The organism is Algoriphagus sp. NBT04N3 (assembly GCF_019443765.1).
Classification (GTDB): domain Bacteria; phylum Bacteroidota; class Bacteroidia; order Cytophagales; family Cyclobacteriaceae; genus Algoriphagus; species Algoriphagus ornithinivorans.
Map to the genome: position 1 here is coordinate 2,084,468 of NZ_CP048415.1, position 22,387 is coordinate 2,106,854.

Below are 22,387 nucleotides of genomic sequence, written 5' to 3' on the forward strand. Positions count from 1 at the left end.
TTAAATATTTCGCCGAAGGCGTATTTCTATCTATTTCTACTGCATTTCTTTATCCATTTCGCCGAAGGCATATTTCTATTTATTTTAATTTTATTTCTTTAGATAAATACCTTTCAAAGTGATTAATAAACATCAAATCAAACCCTCTTATATTATCCTCTGTCTTTTTTCATAACTGATTTTTAACCACTTATCCTCATAATTTAACTTTTTCTTGAAAATATTCCTTTTTCAGCTTGAAATCTAAAAATGATTTATGCTATCTTAGTTTTCAAATAAATTACCCCAGCAACTAAAACTAAAGCATTGTGGAAGATCGAAGAGGATACGACAGAGATGAAATTTTCTCTAAAAAAGTGAAAGCAGGTAAACGCACCTATTTTTTCGACATCAAATCTACTAGGGCAAATGATTATTATTTGACCATCACTGAAAGCAAAAGAAAAGTAAATGGTGATTCATTTACTTATGAAAAGCACAAAATTTTCCTTTATAAGGAGGATTTCCACAAATTTGTGGAAGCATTGAATGAGTCTGTAGACCATATCAAAACTGAATTGATGCCAGAAGTGGATTTTACTCAGTTTGAAAATGAAGATTCAGAAAACGAATACCGTGATGAATTAAAATGGGAATAGAAAATTTCCAAAAATTTAGAACACGTTGAGTAAATAGTATATTAGAGGAGGCCAAACAGCCTCCTTTTACTTTATCCAAAATGCAGAGGTTTTTTATTTATCTATTCTTGTTCATTGGAGCCTTCCTTCTCTTCGGTTGGTACTTTTCAAATATTACTGCTTATCTAATTTTATCATTGATTTTAGCAGCTCTGTTGCGACCTCTAACCAATCGATTGAATGATTTTCACATTGGTGGCCAACACGTGCCACGATGGACAGCGATTCTCATTTCATATTCTGCGATCGTTTTGCTTCTTATCCTTTTGGGATTGCTTTTTTTCCCTTTGATCAATAATCAATTAATTATTCTGAGCAACTTGGACTTAGAGGGTATTTACCAACAAATTCAAATTCCAATTGCACGAGTTGAAAATTTCCTACTGAAATATCAATTGATAGAATCCCAACCAGGCTATCTTTTTGAACAGTTCAAATCATTTATTGTAAGAGCAATTACAGGTTTTGATTTTGGCACCTTTATCAGTCAGGTTTTCAGTACCGCCAGCTCCTTATTTATAGGATTGATTGCCGTAGCATTCATCACTTTTTTCCTGCTTCTGGAAAATGGTTTATTAAGAAGGAATTTACTCAATTTGATTCCCAACCCCTATTTTGAACTATCAGTGGCAACTTTCACCAAAGTTGAGAAGCTATTGTCCAATTATCTATCGGGACTTTTATTACAGATCTTGGCCATCTTCACGATCGCGAGCTTAGGGCTGTCTATAATGAGAATAGAATATGCTCTTACCATCGCTCTATTTGCAGCAATTGCCAATTTGATTCCTTATGCGGGTCCTATATTGGGAGCTACTTTTGGGATTATTGTAGGGATTTCAACCGGCAGTTTTTCAGAGGATTCTGAACTCACCTATTTATTAATCAAGATTCTTTCGGTTTTTTCCATCGTTCAGATCATAGATAATATTCTTTTACAGCCTATGATTTTTTCGAAATCAGTAAAAGCTCATCCCCTTGAAATTTTTGTTGTTATCTTTGCCGGGGCAAAAATCGCCGGAGTACTGGGGATGATTTTTGCGATACCGGTTTATACCATTTTTAGAGTTTCTGTGATGGAATTTTATAAGGGGTATAAATCCTATAGAATATTTAAAATAAAAACATCTAATTAATGGCTTTACAATGTGGCATAGTAGGACTCCCTAATGTAGGAAAGTCCACTTTGTTCAATTCCCTTTCCAGCGCGAAAGCTGAGGCGGCAAATTTTCCTTTTTGTACGATTGAACCCAATGTGGGTGTAGTGACTGTTCCTGACAAAAGACTTAAAACTTTGGAGCAACTTGTAAATCCTCAGCGGGTTTTACCAACAGTTATCGAGTTTGTTGACATCGCCGGATTGGTAAAAGGAGCTTCCAAAGGAGAAGGTTTGGGAAATAAGTTTCTGGCAAATATCCGTGAAGTCGATGCAATTATCCATGTAATCAGATGCTTTGAGGACGATAATATTGTCCATGTCGCAGGTAGCGTTGACCCTATTTTCGATAAAGAAGTAATCGATACTGAGCTACAATTGAAGGACCTAGAATCAGTAGAGAAAAAAATCCTTAGAATAGAAAAAGTAGCCAAATCAGGGGATGCCAAAGCCAAAAAAGAGCTTGAAGTTTTGGTTAGATTCAGAGATGGATTGAAATCCGGTTTGAATGCCAGAGCGATCGAAATCGAGAAGGAGGATCTGGAAATTATCCGTGACTTACAACTTTTAACCATCAAGCCCGTGCTATATGTAGCCAACGTGGATGAAGGAAGCATTCAAACTGGCAACAAATACGTCGAAGAGCTTAGAAATAAAGTTCAGGAAGAAAATGCTGAAGTCATTGTTTTATGTGCAGCATTGGAGTCTCAAATTGCTGAATTTGAGGACCCTGAAGAAAAGGAATTATTTTTAAGTGAGTACGGTTTAGAAGAAAGTGGTCTTAATAAACTGATTTCTGCCGCCTATTCCTTGCTGGATTTAATCACCTATTTTACAGCAGGACCTCAGGAGGTAAGAGCATGGACCATCAAAAAAGGTTGGAAGGCGCCTCAGGCTGCCGGGGTAATCCACACTGATTTTGAACGTGGATTTATTAAAGCAGAAGTAATCAAGCTTGTAGACTATCAGCAATTCAAAACAGAAGCTGCATGCAGAGAAAATGGAAAAATAGCGATAGAAGGGAAAGAATATATCGTAAAAGATGGAGATATCATGCATTTTAGATTCAATGTTTAAGATATTATAAAAATTTAATGTAATTTTACCTCGCTTATCCACCCAAAAACGTTATCTGTTTTCATTAATTTATTGTCTCATTTATTTTTAATTTATCGTGAGAGTTAGACTAATATTTTCATTAAAAAACAAAGGTTCCTATTTACCTTTTCATCACCAGTACATCCTTGCACAATTCCTTAAAGGTTTAATTGTCAAAGGAGGAAGAGAAGAGTTCTTCAACTACAACTACTTTAATTTTTCTGGTCTTAAGGGTCAGACTAAAGTAAGTAGAAGCGGTTTGCACTACTACTCCAGCTTGGTAACTCTTGTGTTATCTTCTCAAAGTGAAGATTTCATGGATTACTTATTGGAGCAGGTATTTGCAACTCCGAAAATTGAGTTGGGAAATTTGATTCTCTCTCCAGAGTACACTGAATTGGAAGTGGAGCCTGAGTTGGAAACTTCAAACAAATTTGTTTGTATTTCCCCGTTGGTTTTAATCACCCCTGCATTCAACGAGGAGATTGGCAAAAGATTCATCAGCCCTGATAGCGATGAATTTTCAGACTTATTGTATGAATCTACCTTAACAAGAATGGAACGATCCGGCTGGTATACACCAGAGCAAATGGAAAGTTTCTATAAGTTCCAGGTAGTGCCTGACATGGTCTATGTCAATAAACTCAAAGAACAACAGAAAAAATTCGCAAGAATCTATGCAGTCTATGACATGGATGTGAAGTATGAAGTAAGAGGATACACCCTTCCTTTCACTTTATATGCCGCACCGGAAGTTCAAGACTTCGTGTTTAAATGTGGGTTGGGTGCCTTTACACACAAAGGTTTTGGTATGTTGGACTTGGCAAATCACCCTGCCGGAAACAGAACAACTACTTACAAATTCAAGAGAGAAGGCTTTGTGCCTTACCGACCTACTGAAAGAGTTCGTCAAAATGTAGCTCCTGAGGAAACAGAAGGTTCCTCTGACGAGAGCAAAGAAGATTAAAAACATAAAATCCCCGCTAGCTAGCGGGGATTTTTTTTGACCTTTGTTTTTATTCCTACTTTTTATAAAAAAAATTAACAAGAATTTTCATCTCTGATAATTCTGTTGGTAAAATCGTCCATGCCTATGGCATTTTTAACCTAATTAGCTATTCGGCATCCCAGCCATTAAAATGGCTGGCTAGGAAATCATTCATGCCTACGGCATTCTGAGCCATACCATAAACTTCATATTTATTTTTTGAAATTGAGTTTTTTGTAAAATGCCTCACACTTTGGGCATTTTGACCGCACCTAAAATATTTGAATTAGCAATTAGTCGCGTAGCGATGATAGATATCCTAGCTCCACCGCGGTGGGCGGGCAAAGATTTTAATCTCTGGATATTTTAGCGATCTACTTTTAAATCATAGAAGTCCCATAGGGACGATCCATTTGAAATCCGTCATTTCGACAGAATTCTGACCCACGCCATAAACATAATATTCATCTTTTGAAATTGAGCTTTTTGTTACAAGCCTTAATCAAACGGCGTTTTAGTGGAACCATCTTTATTAGGGAAATAGTCGCGTAGCGACGATAGATGTCCTAGCCAGAGATTTTAATCTCTGGATATTTTAGTTATTTACCTTTTAATCATAGAAGTCCCATAGGGACGACCGATTTATTCAATCATTCCAACTCCTTAAATAAATATTCAGGCAAAAATTCAATTTGATGAGCTTTTAACAAATTCAAATATTCCTCCCTGAAGGTTATTTTTTCATGATGTTCATCTTGATTTTTTATATAATCAAATAGTTTCCCAATCTGATTCTGGCTATTGGTGAAAGAACCAAATCCTGTTTGCCACTCAAATCTATAATTCAAAAAACCATTCTCATTTATCCATTTAGAGGATTTAGCCTTCACGCCTTTCATTACTTCTGAAATAGAGTTCTTCGGATAAAACTTAAATAAGGCATGAACGTGATCTGAAACCCCATTTACAATTACGGTACTACATCCCGATTCATTTATAAGGTTTCCTAATACACCAAATAACTCTTTTTTAAAAGAGTTTTGGATGGCAGCATGTCTAAACTTAACCGCGAAAATGGTGTGGCAATAAAGAGAAGAATATGTGTTTGGCATAAAAATTTAGATTAAAAATTTAAAATTCAAATCAAACTAACGATTATTTATGTTTTTGGTTTCATTAGTATCGGCCATGCCTACGGCATTTTTAACCTAATTAGCTATTCGGCATCCCAGCCATTAAAATGGCTGCCTGTCTGTCGAAGACAGGGCTAGGATATACTTCATGCCTACGGCATTTTGGCCGAACCTAAAATATTCGAATAAGCCATCGGTCGCGTAGCAACGATAGATATCCTAGCCCCACCCCGGCGGACGGGCAGAGATTTTGATATATGAGAATAAAAATCGAATGAACTGAAGTCCTAAATTCAAAAAGAAGTCCATATCAAAATTGGTCATGCCTACGGCATTCAAAACCCTTTCGATATTTCTAATTTCCAGCCATTAAAATGGCTGCCTGCCTGTCGAAGACAGGGCTAGGATATACTTCATGCCTACGGCATTCTGGCCGCACCAAAATATTTGAAAAAGCGATTAGTCGCGTAGCGACGATAGATATCCTAGCCCCACCCCGGCGGACGGGCAGAGATTTTAATCTCTGGATATTTTAGCGATCTACCTTTTAATCATAGAGGTCCCATAGGGACGAAAGATATAATCAATCAATGGTATGATATGAGGAACTAACATGGACTATCGGTTTTCAATCCCAATTACAATCTTCTTCTATTGGGATGTAAATACACATAGCCTACCAATTGATCATATCTAGAACCCAGATTTCTGAAGTAAATCAATACTTCGTATTCATTTTCTGTTTCAAAATGGGCTCCTTCAAAAGCCTCAGTTGAGAACTGGCTTCCATCTTTATAACCATATTGGTAATCATACCATCCTTGCTTCAATAACAGCGTAGTTTCATAAACTCCCATTTCGGCATTCCATTGCATTTTAGCCTCCGGATTTTTCCCCCAATTCGTTAGAGCTCCCAACAAATAAACTGGGTTAGAACTTTGAGGATGGTACAATCGAAAAGTGGTCAGCATATACTCACTTTCAACCTCTGGGTTACCTCCTGGCCTATCGTTGGTATTCACCAAATATTGTCCGTTGAGATCCAGGTATTGAGAGTAAATCTCAGCAGGTCTAGGTCTATCAACTTGAGCTTCAGCATAAATAATGTCGTCCAAAACCTCCACAGAAGCCACATTCACCCCTGTTGCACGAATAAACCTCAAATCCACAAACCTGAATTCATTCCCGGCACTAAAAGCATTCTCTCCATCGAAACTCTCGAAACGCATCGTTTTTGAACTCTCGTTTAGAAATGTTGGCCTGCTTAAAAATCGGGCATTATCCCAACGCTGATTTTGTCTGATAACCACTTTAATCTGAGAGTTAGGGTCCATCACCTCCCCTTTTGAGTAATTGACAGCTAGATTTATCTGCTGTGAATTTCTTCTTTGAGAAGTTTGGGATGGTGGTACAATGGAAGCTCCTACCGCAAATAATTCCTCATATACCATGAATCGCTTGGTAAGAACTACATTGTTTTCATCGCGATTTGCATAAACCTTGACTACATAATTCCCTGACTTGGTAACTCTTGGAATTTGAAAGTAATAATGAATAAAGGGTACTCGGGTATTATTGGAATAATCAAAATCCTGGATATTAAATTCATTGAAAGTGGGTAGAAAATCATTGTCTTTCAGTTGACTTGGCTTCCAATCCGCATCGCAGTGAATCAGTTTAGCAGCGTACAATTCCGGATCATAAGCCAAATCATCAAAGAGCAACATCAAAGGCCGGGAATCAGACATGGAAATCACCGGCGCATCCAAATGGCTGTCAAATGCCGCACCAACAGGAAATATCCTGACAGATTGTATATGGTCTTTGTAAACCATGTCCTCTACCTGTCCAAAAGCATGAATGGATATCAAACAAAAAAGTAAAAGCGTATATCTAAAGGATTTAAACATCTTTCAAAATAGAGATTTTAGCATCCAAAACGAAAAGCTCAGCTGATAGTTTCCTGCAATTTTGAAATCTCATCCACCAACTCTTCCCATTCCGCATTTTTCCGGTCCAATTGACCCTTAACCGACTGGTATTTATCCTGAACTTTTGCAGCCTTTTCATCATCATTGTATAGCTCGGGATCAGCCAATTCTTTCTCTATTGAAGCCAGATTTCCTTCTAAGTTCTCCACTTCTTTCTCAACCGACTCCAACTGATTTTCTAATTTCTTCAGGTTCTTTTTAGCCTGCTGAACTTCAGGATCCTGAGGGTTGATAGTTTTTTTCTGTTCTTTCTTTTCTGCTTTTTCCTGGGCCTGATTCGTTCCCTCCTCTTTTACTTGCTGGCTTTTCCAAAACTCATACTCTTCGTATGTTCCGGGATATTCTTTTATCTGATGATCCTCTATGTACCAGATTTTGTTGGCTACCCCTTTGATGAAATGTCTGTCGTGAGAAACTGTGATAAATGTTCCTTCATACTGCTGCAAAGCTTGAATCAAAATATTAACAGACTGGAAATCCAGGTGATTGGTTGGCTCATCCAGCAAGAGGAAATTCGCTTCCGAAATCAGTGTTTTAGCCAAAGCAACTCTGGATTTTTCACCTCCCGAAAGAACCTTGATTTTTTTAAAAACTTCCTCATTTGTAAACAGAAAGCAACCCAAAACATTCCTTAATTCAGTCTCGGTTTTGGCACTTCCTGCCTGTGACATCTCTTGGATAATTTCATTATCCAAAGTCAAAGCTTCCAACTGATGCTGAGCAAAAAAGGACTTGATAACATTATAGCCTTCAGTTCTCTCACCTTTGATTTTTTCTGTCCCATCAATGATCCTCAGCAAAGTAGACTTCCCTTTTCCATTGGCACCGATCAGGGCAATTTTATCCCCACGTTCTATTCTTGCAGAAGTATCCTTCAAAATGGTCAAATCCCCATAACTTTTGCTCACATGATCCAATACGACCACGTCCCGACCCGATTTTTGAGAAAATTTAAATTTGAAATTCACAAATGCTTCATCATCCACCACCTCGTGCACCCGCTCCATTCTATCCAATGCCTTTACTCTTGATTGAACCTGATTGGACTTGGAAGCTTTCGCGCGGAAACGCTCAATAAATCGCTCAGTTTGCTTAATCATCTGTTGCTGATTTTCATAAGCATTCTGCTGAATCTCCATTCTCTCTTTCTTTTCTTCCTTGTAGAAAGAGTAATTCCCTGCATAAGTCGTCAAAGTCTGATTGGCTACCTCAACTGTTGTTGAAATGCAATTATCTAGGAAGGTTTGATCGTGAGAAACCACAATCACCGCACCTTCATAGGTTTTGAGATAATTTTCAACCCACTGAATGGATGGAAGATCCAGGTGGTTGGTCGGTTCATCAAGCATCAAAAGCGAAGGCTTTTCCAAAAGTAACTTGGCTAGCATCACTCGCATTCTCCAGCCTCCTGAGAAAGTTCGTAAAGGCTTTTCCAAATCTTCGGTCTTGAAACCAATTCCTTCTAGCACCTCCTCTGCTTTGGCTTTAATGGTATAGCCTTCATTGGCTTCGAACCGATCTTGTAGAAAAGCCAATCTGTTGATAATCTCTTCAGAATGATCCGTTTCCATTTTTTTCAATACCTCATCAATCTCATCCTGGAGTGCCAAAGTGTCTTTAAAGGCAGCCAAGGCAACATTCAAGATACTTTCATCAGATTGGTAGGATAATAGATCCTGATTCAAAAAACCAATAGTACAATCTTTGGCTTTTTGAACTTCCCCGCTGCTAGGCTGGTAGTCTCCGCTGATAATTTTTAATAAAGTTGATTTTCCGGTACCATTTTGACCTACCAAACCGATTTTATCTTTTGGTTTGATGTGTAAGTTGGCATTTTCATAAAGGGCTCTACCGCCGATGAAATAGGAAAGATTTGAAATTGAAAGCATGGCGCAAAAATAAGGATTCAACCGTTTATTGAGGAAGACTATAGAAAGTATCTCAAAAGAATTAAATTAGAAGTAAATAATGATACTATGAACTCAATTAATAAGATATGTCTATTGGCTGCCCTAACTATAGGAAGTCTGGGGGCAAGCTGTCAGCAAAAGGGGAAGCTCAGTGAAATCAAAACACCTGACTCAAGTAATAAAGTAGATATCCGCACTGCCACTGCGGAAGTTCAGCTCGATAAAATCAAGCTACCAGAAGGATTTAAAATTGACGTTTGGGCAGCAGATGTACCTAATGCCCGATCTATGGCGATTTCTGATAACGGAATCATCTTCGTTGGAAACCGCCAAGAAAACAATGTATATGCCTTGGTGGATGAAAATGCAGATGGAAAAGCTGATTTTAAATTCATTTTGGCAGAGGGCCTTCGAATGCCCAATGGGGTTGCCTACAAAGATGGAGACTTGTACGTAGCGGAAGTGAGTAGAATTCTACGTTTCAAGGATATCAAAAATACCCTAAGCAATCCTAGCTACGAAGTGGTTTATGATGCTTATCCAACAGAGGGACATCATGGCTGGAAATTTATAGCCTTTGGTCCAGACGGCATGTTATATGTGCCAGTTGGTGCTCCTTGTAATATCTGCGATCCAGAAGATGAAATTTATGCATCCATCACCAGATTGGATGTGAGCAAACCTAACCCTACCCCTGAAGTCTATGCTCATGGAGTGAGAAATACAGTTGGATTTGACTGGCATCCTCAGACTGGTAATCTATGGTTTACCGATAATGGAAGGGATATGATGGGAGATGATATTCCTGATTGCGAGTTGAATAGAGCGACAGAAAAAGGTCAGCATTTTGGATATCCTTACTGGCATGCCGGAACTGTCAAAGATCCTGAGTTTGGAGATAGTGGAAAGGCAGCCAATGCATATGTGCAACCTGCAGCGAAAATGGGCGCTCACGTTGCTCCTTTGGGAATCCGTTTTTATGAGGGGGGAATGTTCCCGGGTACCTATAAAAACAATGCGATCATCGCAAAACATGGATCTTGGAACAGAAGTAAAAAATCAGGCTATGAAGTTGTTCTGGCTGAAATTGACGGATCCGGAAATGTGACTGGTCAAAAAGTCTTTGCTAGCGGATGGTTAGATGATGCCAGTCAAGAAGTATGGGGAAGACCAGTGGATGTACAGGAATTACCTGATGGAAGCTTGCTAATCTCAGATGATATGGCAGGATGTATTTATCGGGTTACTTATGGGGAATAATCTTTGGAGAGTAATTGAGTAAAGTGTAATTGATTAATTGTTATTAGTTAATGGTTCTTAGAAACTTCGCTATTCGAAATTCATCATTCGATGTTCGATATTTGTGGGTAATTGAGTAGCTGAGGAGGATTAGTAATTTGTTATAAGTTATTAGTTAATAGGTACTTCGCTATTCGAAATTCATCATTCGATGTTCGGTCTTTGAGAGTAATTGAGTAGCTGAGGAGGATCAGTAATTTGTTATAAGTTATTAGTTAATAGGTACTTCGCTATTCGAAATTCATCATTCGATGTTCGATATTTGTGAGTAATTGAGTAAGGTGTAATTGATTAATTGAGGATCAGATAATTGTTATTGGTTATTAGGAACTTCGAAATTGACCGATCGATATTGTGTTAGTGAGTAGCTAAAAAATTAGCTTGCTTTCAAGTTACTTATTGTCATTAAAACTCAAAGCTCAGTATTTCTTGGTTGTTTCTTCTTGAACTTATGACTTGAATTTGCTGGGCTGAAAACTGATGTAAAAATTGCCTCAGCACGTAGGAGGTTTCGGGATATGGTTTAACCGCTTCCAACTTTTCAGATTCATCTTTGATAAATCCATATTCCCGAAGCATTCCTCCCTCAAAAACACAGACAGCTCTTTCATCTTCCGTTCTACCCTCTAACTCCAGTCGAATATCGCCTTTGCTGTCTTTCACCTTTTGTATAAATACCTGAGCTCTTTGATTGTACTTGAGGGTATCCTCCTTTTCTGCACATGCACCTTGGCAAATGGTATCATTCACTACCTCACAATTCACCTTTCGAATACCGCACAATTTGGAACAGAGTTCATAGGTCTGAATCGCATCTGTTAAAAAGGCCTTCGCTTCCTCGGAAGAGAAAAAAGTTTCTAATGGTTGCAGGGATTTAATCACTTTTGCAATCTGAAACCGAGTGAATCCTCTCCCATCCTGATAGGAAAATAGGCCCCAAATATTCCTTGGGCTTTTTAACGCTGCATTGTACTTCGGCCAAATTCGTTTGATTTCCAAAGTTTCCAATAGCAAAGCCATAAACTCAGAACCAGTCAATTTCCATTTTAAATCTACAACTTCAGCTTTCAACTCCTGCTTGATGCTTGGATGGCTCTGACCGGTAAAATGACCTCGGAATCGATCTCTTATATTATTCGCTTTGCCTACATAGATGACCTTTCCCTTTTGATCCAGCATGTAGTAGACTCCGCATTTTTCCGGTATTTCACGAAACCTCTGAGATGAAAAATTTGGAGGCAAAAAACTCTCACCAGAATTCTTCTTTAAACCAGAATAGATAACCTCCGGATTTTCTTCCAGCATCTGACCAAACAATATGGCAGTTGCCTTAGCATCACCCATCGCTCTATGCCTAGCAAGGATGGGAATATTTCTTTGTTCACAAATTCTTCCCAAACTGTAGGAACGCATCCCCGGAAAAATCTTCCTGCTTAACCTGACTGTGCAGAGTTTCGGATTCTTCAATTCATAGCCTGACCTACCTAAAAACTCACGGATAAAACCGAAATCAAAATTGACTTGGTGGGCGACGAAAACCTTTCCTTCCAATAATTCATAAATCTCCTCAGCGATTTCATCAAAAGTAGGTGATTCTCTCACCATGGCATCATCTATCCCTGTAAGACCGGTGATGTAAGCTGGAATATTTTGCTGAGGATTGATCAGGCTTTGGTATTCATGCACGATTTGTTGTCCATCATGGATGACAATAGCAACTTCAGTGATCCCTCCATTTCTGAAGTTTCCTCCTGTTGTCTCAATATCCACAATGGCAAATTCCATGATCGAATTTAGGGAATGATTTTGAAGGAATAGTATTTCTGACGATAAGAGTCAGAAAGCTTAGCGCTTCACGTAGGTTCCAATCAGATGCTCAGCACAGCGTTCACCATCCATAGCAGCCGATACAATCCCACCTGCATAGCCAGCTCCTTCCCCACATGGATACAATCGCTTGATCTGAGGGTGTTCAAAGCTCTCCCTATCTCTTGGAATTCTAACAGGCGAGGAAGTTCGGCTCTCCACCCCTATTAACTGTGCCTCATTAGTCAAGTATCCTCTCATCTTTTGACCAAAAGCCTTAAAGGCCATAGCCAGTCTCTCAGAGATAAAGTCCGGAAGCACAGCATGCATATCTACCGAATTGAGTCCGGGCTGGTAGGAAGTGTCCAAAAGGCTGGAACTAACCCTTTTTTGAACAAAGTCAACCATTCTTTGAGCTGGTGCCACCTGGGTTTCTCCTCCGGCCTCCCATGCCCTTTTTTCAATATCTGCCTGAAAGTGCATGGCAGCTAGAGGACCATATTGATGATAGGCTCCTAAATCTTCCAGTTCCACCGAGGCCACCATTCCAGAATTGGCAAAGCGGCTATCTCTTCGGCTTGGACTCATGCCATTAACCACCAATTCTCCAGGAGAAGTGGCAGCAGGAACAATAAAGCCTCCAGGGCACATACAAAAGCTAAAAACTCCTCTTTGTTTTCCTTTAAATTGGGTTTGCTGAACCAAAGAATAGGAAGAAGCGGGAAGATAAGGTCCGCGGTCAACTTCACAATGGTATTGGATTTTATCGATCAGATTTTGGCTGTGCTCTATTCTGACTCCTAAGGCAAAAGGTTTTGCTTCAATCAAAACCTCTCTCTTATGTAGTAATTCAAAAATATCTCTGGCAGAATGACCTGTTGCCAAAATGACACCCTTACCGGTAATTTTCTCCCCGTTTTGGGTCACTACCCCTTTGATCTCTCCATCATTTAAAATCAAATCCTCAACTCTGGTTTCAAAAGCAATTTCTCCACCTGCGTTGAGAATACTTTGTCTGAGTTCGGCTACTAAAACCGGGAGCTTGTTTGTTCCAATATGAGGATGAGCATCGACTAGGATTTCTTCCGTAGCACCATGTGCCACCAAAATCTCCATGATTCTCCGAATATCTCCTCTTTTTTTGGATCGGGTGTACAGTTTCCCATCAGAGTATGTACCTGCACCACCTTCTCCAAAACAATAATTGGAGTCAGGGTTTACCACATGATGCTTATTGATAGCGGCAAGGTCTCTTCTTCTAGCCCTAACATCCTTTCCTCTTTCTATTAGGATAGGCTTAACTCCCAGTTCAATCGCTCTCAATGCAGCAAATAAACCTGCAGGTCCTGCTCCTACAATGATAATGGCTTCAGCATTTTTGACATTGGGATATTCAGGGATAGCATCCAGTAACGGCTTAGGAGATTCTTTTATAAAAAGTTCTGCCTCCACATTAACCCGCACTCTTCTTCCTCGGGCGTCTATGGATCTTCGGGTTTGCCGGGCAAAGGCCTCTGCTGTTTCGGTTGAAAGTCCAGCTTTATTTAGTAGAACTTTCTTAAAAAGTTCGGGATCATAAGCCTCTTCCGGGCTTAGTTGCAAAGTGAAATTCTTCTTCATGGTAAGGTATTTATCCTTAAATCAATAGCAAAGGTAGGAAAGGGAGTTGGGATTTACGAAGGATGAGGTACGATTAAAGGCGATGAGAGGCGAGAGACGAGAAGCGAGAGACGAGAATTAAAATGGCGGCGACACTCGATTAAACAATTACACAATTACACTTCCAAAAAATATCGAACATCGAATGATGAACGTCGAATAGCAAAGTATCTAATAACTAATAACCAATAACAATTAACTGATCATCAATTACTCGATTACACAATCACCAATGTCGAATAATGAAGTAACTAATAAATATCAACCAATAACAATTAACTGATCCTCAATTACACTTTACACTTCCAAAAAAAAATATCGAACATCGAATGATGAACGTCGAATAGCGAAGTATCTAATAACAATTAACTAATCTTACTTAGTCACACTTCAAAAAATCAATTCATCCTATCCAAAACCTCAAATCGGGAGGAATTGGAAATAAACTCAGGCACTATCACCTTTAAATGAGCCACCAATTCATTTTCTGAATTTTTATTGATTAGCTCTTGAAAAAGCTCCACTTGCCCGTCTATTTTGTGATAAGCGGAAGGAAGTACTTGGGCAATTTTAATCTTAGGATGATGGGTAATCTTCACTGTTTCAAAATCATTCAACAGCTCTTCATAGAGCTTTTCTCCTTCTCTCAATCCTGTAAATACAATACTGATATCCTCATCTACTTTCTTACCGGAAAGCTGAATCATTTTCTTGGCCAAATCGAGAATCTTTACAGGTTCCCCCATGTCAAATACATAAATCTCGCCTCCATGCCCCATTACAGCTGCTTCCAAAACCAATTGGCAAGCCTCAGGAATGGTCATAAAGAATCGAGTAATTTCTGGATGGGTTACCGTAATAGGGCCACCGTGCAAAATCTGCTTCTTAAATAACGGTATAACTGAACCATTGGAGCCCAGCACGTTTCCAAATCGGGTGGTAATAAACTTAGTATGGTATTTTTTATGATTTACTTCCAAATATTCATTCAAAGCCTGCACATACATTTCAGCAGCTCTTTTGCTAGCCCCCATCACATTGGTAGGGTTTACGGCTTTATCCGTAGATACAAACACAAACTTATCTACCTGAGCCAAAACAGAAAGATCTGCCAGAATTTTAGTCCCTATCACATTGGAATGAATGGCTTCTTCCGGATAGTTCTCCATCATCGGCACGTGCTTATAAGCTGCGGCATGAAATACTACTTGAGGCTTGAAATTTTTGAAGACTTCCTTCATCTTCTTCTTATTCCTCACATCTCCCAAAATGATCTTGATTGGGCAGGATGGATAAGATTCCCTAAACTCATTCTCCACATCATATAAAGCCGATTCAGCTATATCTAACATGATAAGAAGCTTTGGTTGATAATAAGAGATTTGTCGGCAAAGTTCGGACCCGATTGAACCTGCAGCCCCGGTTACCAATACGACCTTATCAATCAAATCCTCATGGATTCTCGGATTATCCAACTGAATCTGATCTCTGGATAAAAGGTCTTCAATTTTGATTTCACGAATTGCTCCTGCAGTTAAGCCTCCATTGATCCATTGATCTACAGGAGGGACTATAGAAACTGATATTTTTAATCTCAGGCATTCGTCGATAATTTCTCTTTTCCGCTGTACTGAAAGATCCCTGACAGCAATAATTAGCTCTGTTACTCCATGCTGGCTGACTAGTTTTTCCAATTGAGAAAGTCCGTGAAAGATTCTGGTTCCGGAAATATTTTTGCCATCTTTCTTAGGATCATCATCCAAAAATGCAACGGTATTGAAATAGGATTTACTATCTGTTTTAATAGCTTCCTGAGCAATAATACCAGCCTCTCCGGCACCAAAAATCACTCCGTTTCTTTGTTCTTTTGCGATGAAGCCATTTTTCAAATAGACAAAAAGCTCTTTTACCAATAGTCTATAGAAAACAAGCATGAAAAGCGAGGACAAACTTGCAATAATCAAAACTGAAGTAGGAAGTAGAAATCTATCATTCAGGAAACTTCCATGGAAAAAATTTAAAAAGAGAAATAAAATAAAATTGATCAGGACCGTTTTAAAGATATTGGAACCATCCTTAAAACCGGTATGTCTAACGATCCCCTCATAGCTTCGGGTATTCTGCATGACCAAGAGTCCACCTATCATAAAGGTAAAACTTCCAGCAACAGCATCATTTTGTTCTATTAAGGCTAATTCAAAATTAAATCTTACCAAATAGCCAAAAAGCGCGCAGTGGAAAAGTATAAGAGCATCTAGCGTAGCTATGATCCATCTAGGAAGGATTTTAAGCCTGGTTAAAAAATTCATAGTAGATATTGTTTCAAATTGATAAGGTTAAAAGGTAGGGCCTCACTAATTCTATCACTTCGCAAAATAAGATTTTTTATCCTGCTAAACCAAATATCCTTGTGTATTTTTCAGTTCAATCCAATTTTATTTTGAATTATTTCAATTGAATGTTAGGTATTTTTGAAATACGATAAAAACAAAGGAATTGGATTTAAGCGGAAACAGTTTTTCTAATTCTTATTTAAATGGGAAAATTTGGAGTACAACAGGTTTAAAAAGAGAAAAACAGTGTAGTCAATTATTTTGATGAAATATACAAATTTATTTGAATAATCTGTTAATTCACAGGAACCCTAAGTTGGAAGTGTGAATTATAAAGTGCGAAAGCTTGAATTAATCTGGAAATCCGGAATTATGCCTGTTGCCATATTTTCTTTGTTTGACCGATTGGATGCTTCGACTTCGCTCAGCACAAGCAACCGAAGACCGGAGCAATCGGATACTGATCATTTGGGCTAATTCAAAGCCATATTTTTCATCCTCAGGGCAAAAATACACTTAAATAATTCCGGGATTGCAGATTCCTTGAGCTATTATGAAAGATGAACCTTTTGCTGCTTACTTCCTTCAAATTTCCCCATACTCACATGCCCTTGTTGAGATACTCCTTTACCTAATAGAACATTAAAAAAAGTAATAATTAGAATTTTACAATCCAGTAGAAAGCTTACATTTTCCACATACCAAGTATCAAATTCAAATTTCTCCTCCCAAGAGATGGTATTTCTACCATTGACCTGAGCCCAACCACTGACTCCGGGCTTGACTAAGTGCCTTTTGATCTGCTCTTTATTGTATAGGGGAAGGTATTCCATCAATAAGGGTCTTGGACCTACCAAACTCATATCCCCTCTGATTACATTGAGCAACTGAGGCATTTCATCCAGAGAAAACTTCCGGATGACTCTTCCAAACTTGGTAATCCGCTCCGAATCTGGAAGCAAGTTTCCCGACGAATCTTTTTTATCCGTCATGGTCTTGAATTTCAAAATACTAAAAGGAATGGTCTGAAATCCTGGACGGGTTTGTTTAAAAATTGGATTACCCCGGAAATAAAGGAATAAGGTTAAATAGAGAAATAGAAAAAGAGGAGATAGCAATAAAAAAAGGGTTCCTGCCACCAATAGATCCAGCAGTCTTTTACCGACTTTTCTATAAATCACAAACTCAGAATGTTTTGGCTAATTCCTTGATGACAATACCTACAATATTTTCCTGATCCTCATAGGTCAAATCAGCAGAACTTGGTAGACAAATTCCTTTTTGAAATAAACTTTTGGAAATATCACCACCGAAAAACTGCACCTTTCTAAATACAGGTTGCATATGTAGAGGTTTCCATAAAAATCTGGTTTCTATTCCGTTCTTCATTAAGGCAACCCTCAGGTTGTCATTAGTGAAACCAGTCACTTTATCGTCGATCAGAATCGTAGTCAACCAATAATTGGAGGTGACGCCTTCGGGCTCATCCTGAAATACTATACCTGGTATTCTACCTAGGAGTTCGCGGTAAATAGTGTTAACCTCCCTCCTCTTGTCAATCCACTGATCCAACTGCTCCAACTGAGCCAAGCCCACTGCAGCAGCCAAATTATTCATTTTATAATTATAGCCTATTTCCAAGTGCTGATAATATGGAAGATCTTCTCGTGCTTGAGTTGAAAGGTATCTTGCTTTTTCTACCAGAGAACTATCATTAGCGATTAATGCTCCTCCTCCACCGGAAGTAATGATTTTATTTCCATTGAAAGAGTATACACCGATATCTCCCATGGTTCCGCAATAGCGATCATTCACAGTACTTCCCACAGCCTCAGCAGCATCTTCCAAAACCGGAATATTGTATCTGCCAGCTATTTCCATGATTTCCTGCATTTTAGCAGGCATTCCAAAGAGGTGAACCACAATGATTGCTTTGGGCTTTTTGCCATGAGCAATCCTATGCATAATGGCATCTTCTAATAGTTCTGGAGACATATTCCATGTTTCCTTTTCACTATCTACAAAGATGGGAGTTGCTCCTAAGTAAATGATGGGATTAGCTGAGGCACAAAAAGTAAAAGATTGGCAAATTACTTCATCACCTGCTTTTACGCCTAAAAGAACAAGGGCTAAATGTAATGAGCTGGTTCCAGAATTAAGGGCTACAGCTTGATGAGTTTTCAGTTTTCGCCCAAGTTTCCTTTCGAATTTATCGATAAAGCTGCCTGAAGTTGCCAGTTGCCCGGAACTGATGGCTTCTTGGGTGTAAATAAGTTCATTTCCACCAAAGATTGGAGCGGAAAGTTTATACTGAAATGCCACTTATGGGGTACGCCATACCGTTTATGATGGGAAACTAAATAGATTCTATCAAAAACCCAACCAAACATAAAATTTATTCAAATAAAAAATGCCCCGAAGGGCATTTATTAGTTTTAAGTGGTTCTAAGCTTAGTTTAGATTCATCTTGGATTCTCGAATTTCTTCCATTTCCAATTTGATTTTTCTTCTTTGTTGCTGCGAAAGAGGCCTTACTTCCAGCACTCTTGGCTCGGCATGAACCTTCTTCTTCACATATTTAACCGTGACTTGATCCAGCCTATATCCGAGGCCGAGAGCAATGACAGAAATCAGTGGTAAAACCAAATGATCTGAATAATCTTTCAATGCAACTACCAAGACTACAAAAGTCAATTGAATGAAACCTAGGAGCATTGCCACATGATTATGCTTCAATCCAGATCTCATTAGGAAATGGTGTACATGGCTTTTATCTGGAGTCATTGGCCCCTTTCCCTGCATGATCCTACGGGTAAATACTCTAGCCATATCATACAATGGAAAAATCATCAATGCAATTCCTGAGGAAAATATAGGTTCGAACTTCCAAGCCGATCCAGCAGGCAAAGCCGCATTATATTCCATGAATGCAATAATCAAGGCTCCCATGGTAAAACCCAGTGTTAGAGAACCTGTATCACCCATAAAGATTTTGGCAGGATGCCAATTATATACCAAGAAGGAAAGAATTCCACCCAAGAAGGTAAAGCAAAGCACGGCGAAGCTGTCCAGGCCATGCACATAGAACCAAATACCCAGAGAGCTTAGAACAATCACCGCCATGGTTGAGGCCAAGCCATCCAATCCATCGATCAGGTTGAACGCATTGGTCAAGGCCAAGATTACAAAAGCAGAAAATCCGTATGAAACATACAAGTTGAGTTCCCCTACTCCCATAAATCCATGTAGATCCTTGATTCTGATATCAGCGGCAACAATAACCAATAAGACAGCAACCAGCTGGCCCATGATCTTATGAGTGGCTTTTAGTTCCACCATATCATCCCGAAGGCCAACGAAGAATACCAGAGCTATGGCACCCAGTAAATAGCGGATATCAGGAAGTGGAAACTGCCAAGCCCAAATGGACATAGCGATAGAAGCAGCCAAAAAGAAAGCAATTCCTCCCATGGAAGGGATAAATTTTTTGTGAATTTTACGTCCACCGGGCAAATCACCTATTTGCGCCTTGTGGAGTAGCTTTATGAGAATCGGTGTGACAAAAAACCCCACCGAAAAAGCTGTGAGTATAGCTAACAAAAAAAACATAATTGGTTGGTTTAATTGATTAAAATTACAAAGTATTGATTACAAAAGTCCTGCCTTTAATGATTTATTAATGGAAGGCCTGATATGATGAAAAGTATGAAAAACATAATTTAATGTATATCAGGTATTTAAACTAAGATTAAATTCAATTTTTTGAGTATTAAATTTTTTCAAAAATCATGCCTGTAAATAAGGGCATTTGATTTAGTTTTCAAAATCTGAGGAAGACTTCTTCAAAGCGGTGAAAGTTGAGTAATGGAGAAATGGAGTAATTGTGTAATTGAGTAATTGGGTAACTGATTAATTGATAACGATCTCAAGTCTAGATTCTCGCCTCTTATCTCTCGCTTCTTGGTTCATTGTCAAGTTTCAAATTTGAAAAAGTAATTAATGAACTGTGTATGGACAAAATCATTGGATTTAGGCCCTAATAACTAATAACAAATAACTCCTATCCCTTCTTTGCTACTTTGCGGTAGATCAAAACCGCCGCGCCGCTGGGAGAAACTTAATCTCTTCCACCGCAAAGACCGCTGAAGATTCCACAGAGAAAAATTTATTAAACCACATAGAGAGGATAGAAAACATAGTTTGAATAGGTCCAAAACTTTAAACCTCCTTTCTTCCACCCTTTGCGGGAGATCAAAATCGCTGCGTCGCTGCGCCACTGCGAGCTATTTTTATTTAAAACCTCATAGAAATCATAGATCACATAGTTTAAATCAAAATAGCCCCTTCAATGGACCTATTCGCTAATACCTAATAACCATTAACAATTAACTCCCACCCTACTTTGCCCCTCTGCTCTCTGCGGGAGAAAAAACCGCTGATGCGTCACCGCGAGCTATTTTGTACCAAAGAGAACATAGAGGACCATGGAGTTTTATGAAGAGACCAGTCGTTTTTGTCAGGCTAATTTCAGACTTCTCACTTTAAATTTCAGCCTTTTTGAGACCGCTTCGTTCCTCGCGGTGACGGCTTTATTTAGGGCTCGCAAACCCGAAAACTGCTTACTGCCTACTGCTTTTGCCTACTTTTCTTCGCCACTTGGCTACTGTGATAAATTATATATTTTAACCCAAATAATACCTTGCATTTTGGGAAATTAAAAACGCGGCGACTATTTGCCACCGCGCATTTCATTTTTAAACCAAAGGATTCGATAATTGATCGAGATGTTATCAAAGAATAACTTGCTTTCTTACAGCAAAAACCTGATTACTCATCCCAAAATAAAACCTAGCAGAAAATTCCTTTACATCCAATTCTCAGAAATCTTATACTGACAAATTAATCTCTACCTTTCCCACCATACTTTGATATTGATATCATCTCCACCCATCCTTGAAACAGCCTCTTGGTAATTGGAAGGGTTATTTATTTGAGCACTAATAGGATATCTGAAACGAACAGGAACTTGCTGATTATTCAACATTCCATCTGCCTTGGGAAGTATGGGAAATCCAGTTCTTCGATATTCAAACCATTGTTGATAATCATTAAAATATAATCCTAGATACTTTTGGAGTAGAATCTTCTCCAATGAACCATCATATGCTGCAGAAGGGTTATCAAAATAATTATCGGAAATTTCAACGCTCCATTGATCCATAGCCGCACGTACAGCTTTTTGGTAGTGAGTTTTTGCATCTGAGGATAAAATGCCTCTTTGTGCAAGTTCTGCTTTGATAAACTCCACTTCTGAATAGGTCAAAATCAAAGAAATCATTGGAGCTTGAACCAAAGCAATATTGTGATTACTGGGCAGAAAATCGAATTGGGAATCCGAACCTGCATAGCCACTTGTTACACCCTTATAGCCGATAGAAGTTTGACCGTCAAGTTTTCTTGCTTGAGTCATAAATTTTTGTCTTCTAGGATCCTCCAGCTCATTCAACTTATCGGCAAAAAAAGCTGAGATTGATCTAAAAGTAGTAAAATCTATAGCTCTTCCCCAAGGCGAGATATTAGGTACAATGCCTGTAATTTGAAGTATGGCAGAATCTTCTGTAGATTCAAAAACAGGATATTCTGAGGGGTTTTCAATAATTGTCCGCATTTTATCCAGCGTATTAATCCTGTTTGAAACTCTTAGAAGAAGCCTCAAATTCAAAGAATTAGTGAATTTTCTCCATCTTTTTACATCATTGAAAAAAAGAATATCCTCACCAAATACCATAGGTCTAGACTCCTCGTATAGCTTATTTGCGAATTCCAGATTGGCTAAAATTTGGGTATATATCTCTTCCTGAGTATCAAACTTTGCCTGAAATATCCCCTCCTCCCCTTTACTTGCCTCGGAAAATGGCACATCTCCAAATGAATCTGTCAGCTGGCTTCCAACCCATGCTTCCAGAGTAAGTGCGATTGCTTCATAATTAGGATCCTCTGCCCTGATGGCAGCAGCTTTCATTTCCCTTATATTGTTTAACCACCTGTAATAAGTATTCCATGTAGAGTTACCTGCAGCTTCAGATACATCATACCTATGTAATCCCCCCGTTGCACTTGGAAAAGGCAGGGCAACCTGCATAACTTGAAAGGTAAATGCATCTGCCCTATCTGTATTAAAACTACTTAGTCCATAAATAATTGGATTTAACAAAGTACCAGGACTTATTTGGTCGATTCTATTTGGATCGGTGTTGATTTCCTCAAAATCACTGGTACAAGAAGTCAAGATTTGTCCAATCAGAAGGCTAGTAATTAATATGATTTTATTTTTCAT

At 38.7% G+C, this 22,387-nt stretch carries 15 protein-coding genes; 5 read left to right on the top strand and 10 right to left on the bottom strand.

The features are described 5' to 3' along the window. Window positions 1-308 precede the first annotated feature (308 nt). From GYM62_RS09065 to cas6, 4 genes are all read left to right on the top strand, one after another. Window positions 309-638, top strand: a complete 330-nt coding sequence (locus GYM62_RS09065; RefSeq protein ID WP_091649772.1) for a DUF3276 family protein — start codon at window positions 309-311, stop codon at window positions 636-638. An 80-nt stretch (window positions 639-718) separates the two neighbouring features. Further along, a complete protein-coding gene (locus GYM62_RS09070; protein WP_219959167.1) occupies window positions 719-1,813 on the top strand; it encodes an AI-2E family transporter in 1,095 nt (364 codons plus the stop codon). Continuing rightward, window positions 1,813-2,910: a redox-regulated ATPase YchF gene (ychF, locus tag GYM62_RS09075; RefSeq protein WP_219959168.1), complete on the top strand. Its 1,098-nt coding sequence runs from the start codon at window positions 1,813-1,815 to the stop codon at window positions 2,908-2,910. The genes GYM62_RS09070 and ychF overlap by 1 nt, the downstream gene beginning before the upstream one ends. A 97-nt stretch (window positions 2,911-3,007) precedes the next feature. Continuing rightward, entirely contained in the window at window positions 3,008-3,898 is an 891-nt protein-coding gene (gene cas6 / locus GYM62_RS09080; protein WP_144603026.1) for a CRISPR-associated endoribonuclease Cas6, read from the top strand. A 671-nt stretch (window positions 3,899-4,569) separates the two neighbouring features. On the opposite strand, the gene tnpA is transcribed toward cas6, so the two are convergent. The 3 genes from tnpA to GYM62_RS09095 all read right to left on the bottom strand — a co-directional run bounded on the left by tnpA (window position 4,570) and on the right by GYM62_RS09095 (window position 8,932). Beyond that, window positions 4,570-5,031, bottom strand: a complete 462-nt coding sequence (tnpA, locus tag GYM62_RS09085; protein WP_144603020.1) for an IS200/IS605 family transposase — start codon at window positions 5,029-5,031, stop codon at window positions 4,570-4,572. A gap of 659 nt (window positions 5,032-5,690) precedes the next feature. Then, window positions 5,691-6,962 carry a type IX secretion system plug protein domain-containing protein gene (locus GYM62_RS09090; RefSeq protein ID WP_219959169.1) on the bottom strand — a complete coding sequence of 424 codons (1,272 nt, stop codon included), beginning with the start codon at window positions 6,960-6,962 and terminating at the stop codon, window positions 5,691-5,693. A gap of 38 nt (window positions 6,963-7,000) precedes the next feature. Continuing rightward, window positions 7,001-8,932 carry an ABC-F family ATP-binding cassette domain-containing protein gene (locus GYM62_RS09095; RefSeq protein ID WP_219959170.1) on the bottom strand — a complete coding sequence of 644 codons (1,932 nt, stop codon included), beginning with the start codon at window positions 8,930-8,932 and terminating at the stop codon, window positions 7,001-7,003. An 87-nt stretch (window positions 8,933-9,019) separates the two neighbouring features. Here GYM62_RS09095 and GYM62_RS09100 point away from each other — a divergent pair, with 87 nt between their 5' ends. Continuing rightward, window positions 9,020-10,213, top strand: coding sequence for a sorbosone dehydrogenase family protein (locus GYM62_RS09100; protein WP_219959171.1), 1,194 nt, complete (start codon window positions 9,020-9,022; stop codon window positions 10,211-10,213). A 444-nt stretch (window positions 10,214-10,657) separates the two neighbouring features. Here the strand turns inward: GYM62_RS09100 and GYM62_RS09105 are convergent, their stop codons facing one another. The 7 genes from GYM62_RS09105 to GYM62_RS09135 all read right to left on the bottom strand — a co-directional run bounded on the left by GYM62_RS09105 (window position 10,658) and on the right by GYM62_RS09135 (window position 22,387). Then, on the bottom strand, window positions 10,658-12,037 hold the full coding sequence (locus tag GYM62_RS09105) for an exonuclease domain-containing protein (protein ID WP_219959172.1): 1,380 nt from the start codon (window positions 12,035-12,037) through the stop codon (window positions 10,658-10,660). A gap of 60 nt (window positions 12,038-12,097) precedes the next feature. Beyond that, on the bottom strand, window positions 12,098-13,678 hold the full coding sequence (locus GYM62_RS09110; RefSeq protein ID WP_144603005.1) for an NAD(P)/FAD-dependent oxidoreductase: 1,581 nt from the start codon (window positions 13,676-13,678) through the stop codon (window positions 12,098-12,100). Window positions 13,679-14,115: 437 nt separating this feature from the next. Continuing rightward, window positions 14,116-16,026 (bottom strand): nucleoside-diphosphate sugar epimerase/dehydratase, encoded by a 1,911-nt coding sequence (locus GYM62_RS09115; RefSeq protein ID WP_219959173.1) that lies wholly within the window; start codon window positions 16,024-16,026, stop codon window positions 14,116-14,118. Window positions 16,027-16,601: 575 nt separating this feature from the next. Then, window positions 16,602-17,231 carry a sugar transferase gene (locus tag GYM62_RS09120; RefSeq protein WP_339816477.1) on the bottom strand — a complete coding sequence of 210 codons (630 nt, stop codon included), beginning with the start codon at window positions 17,229-17,231 and terminating at the stop codon, window positions 16,602-16,604. A gap of 4 nt (window positions 17,232-17,235) precedes the next feature. Further along, a complete protein-coding gene (locus tag GYM62_RS09125) occupies window positions 17,236-18,372 on the bottom strand; it encodes an aminotransferase class I/II-fold pyridoxal phosphate-dependent enzyme (RefSeq protein ID WP_219959174.1) in 1,137 nt (378 codons plus the stop codon). A 129-nt stretch (window positions 18,373-18,501) separates the two neighbouring features. Further along, window positions 18,502-19,659, bottom strand: a complete 1,158-nt coding sequence (locus GYM62_RS09130; RefSeq protein ID WP_219959175.1) for a glycosyltransferase family 4 protein — start codon at window positions 19,657-19,659, stop codon at window positions 18,502-18,504. A gap of 1,297 nt (window positions 19,660-20,956) precedes the next feature. Continuing rightward, a complete protein-coding gene (locus tag GYM62_RS09135; protein ID WP_219959176.1) occupies window positions 20,957-22,387 on the bottom strand; it encodes a SusD/RagB family nutrient-binding outer membrane lipoprotein in 1,431 nt (476 codons plus the stop codon).